Source organism: Planctomonas sp. JC2975 (assembly GCF_012985205.1).
Classification (GTDB): domain Bacteria; phylum Actinomycetota; class Actinomycetes; order Actinomycetales; family Microbacteriaceae; genus Humibacter.
Genome location: NZ_JABEKS010000009.1, coordinates 1 through 1,894 on the forward strand (window position 1 = coordinate 1; position 1,894 = coordinate 1,894).

2 protein-coding genes are annotated in these 1,894 nt (G+C 67.6%); one reads left to right on the top strand and one right to left on the bottom strand.

The window, feature by feature from the left end:
• Positions 1–37: 37 nt before the first annotated feature.
• The gene (locus HII28_RS19795; RefSeq protein WP_170027678.1) at positions 38–916 is read right to left on the bottom strand and encodes an NAD(P)H-binding protein; all 879 of its coding nucleotides are present in this window, start codon (positions 914–916) and stop codon (positions 38–40) included.
• A gap of 69 nt (positions 917–985) precedes the next feature.
• On the opposite strand from HII28_RS19795, the gene HII28_RS19800 reads away from it, so the two are divergent.
• Positions 986–1,798 (top strand): LysR substrate-binding domain-containing protein, encoded by an 813-nt coding sequence (locus HII28_RS19800; protein WP_170027676.1) that lies wholly within the window; start codon positions 986–988, stop codon positions 1,796–1,798.
• Positions 1,799–1,894: the final 96 nt, after the last annotated feature.

Below are 1,894 nucleotides of genomic sequence, written 5' to 3' on the forward strand. Positions count from 1 at the left end.
TGAGCGCTTGCGGGCGAGAGTGGGCGCTGGACCCAGTTCAGCTGACAACGAGCGGCTTGAGTTCACGTTCGGCCCAGTCCCGGAAGGTTGTCGGCGACCCGGTATGCGCAGTGCGCTTGACAGCGTTGTCGAGTCCTGCGTTCTTGGCCGACATCATTCCGGCCATGCCGTCAGCCATCGCGGGCGAGGCCCCGCGCGCGAGCAGTCCCGTACGGAACGTTTCGAGGTCGATCGGTGTGTACTCGATCGGACGTGCGAGCACGTCGGACAGGATCGTGGCGATATCGGACATCGAGAGGTCTTCCGGGCCTAGGATCGGGCGATCCTCCTGACCAGACCACGATCGGTCGATGAGGAGTTCGGTGACGACATCCGCAATATCGTCGGCGGCGACGAGTGGTGTCTTGTGGTCCGGGCGCAGTACGCCGTTGAGGCTGCCGTCGCGCAGCGCCGCGACATCGTTGAGCAAGTTGTCGAAGAAGCCCGGCAAGGTGATGGCGCGGAACGCGGCACCGGTGGCCGCGAAGATGTCCTCGACGGCGAGGCCGTGGCGCACAAGCCCCGATTCTCCGGAGACACCGCGGCCGAGGTTCGACGCCGCGACGACATGCCGCACGCCGTGGCGGCGCACCGCCTCGGCAGCAGGCCCGGCTAGTTCTTCCATGCCGTCCTCGAGTCGCTCGGCACGCCACGGCGGCGGAGTCAGCCAGAACATGGCGTCGGCGCCGGTGAGTGCCGCATCGATCACCGCGGGATCGCCGTGCGATCCGACGATGATCTCTGCGCGCGCGGTGGTTTCGGTGGATAGCGCGTCGGGGTTGCGGGCGATGACACGCACGGGCTCGTCGGCGCGGGCGAGCACTCGTTCGAGTACTCGGCGCCCGATGCGGCCGGTGGGGGTGGTGAGAACGATCATGAGTTCACTCTCGGGGGCCCCGCCGTGCACCGTCCAATACCTTCTCGGGGACTCCGATACCCTCAGGGCATGGATCTCGACCTTCGCAAACTGCGCTATTTCGTCGCGGTTGCCGAAGAGCTCCACTTCGGGCGCGCCGCCGAGAGGCTGCTCATCGCTCAGCCCGTGCTGTCTCGGCAAGTGATGGCGCTCGAGCGCGAGATCGGCGTCGGGTTGCTCGACCGCACGAGCCGTCACGTGGCGCTCACCCCGGCCGGTGAGCGACTCGCAGACGAAGGTCGCAGCCTGCTTGCATCGGCGACCACCGCCGTCCGTCGCACGCATGAAGCGGCTCGTGGTCTCGAGCGCCTGGTCATCGGCTTCGCGCCCGGTTTGCGCGTCGCGCCGGCGGTGGCGGCGATCGGCGAGGTCGCGCCTGAGCTCGATGTCGCGCTGATCGAACTCGTCTGGTACGAGGGCGCTGACGCGGTGCGCGACGGTCGTGCAGACATCGCCGTGGTCCGTGAGCCGTTCGACGACGACGGCCTGATGAGCGTGCCGCTCGGCGCCGAGCCGAAGCTCGCCGTGCTCTCTGCGCACCATCGCCTAGCCGGCAAACGCCGACTGCGGATGCGCGACCTGGAAGGCGAGGGCCCGTTCGAAGCAGATCGACGTTGCGCAGGAATCGAGGGAACCGTGGAGCTTGCGGCATCCGGCAGAGGCGTTGCGATACTGCCACGCAGCGTCGCAACCCTGTACGCGCGCCCGGGCCTCGTTCTGCGTCCGATCGTCGACCGTGAGCCGCTCGGCATCCACCTAGTACGAATGTCCGGCGCGCACGACCGCGTTCGCGAGCTCTTCGAGCTCGCAGCAGAAACGCTCGACGCCTCCCAATCCGCATGACGAGGGCAGTAACGATCGGCACTATAGGAGACGGGTCGAGGCCTAGCCTGCCAGCCCCAAGCGCACACGGAACGGCCCGAGCACACAAGCGGATCC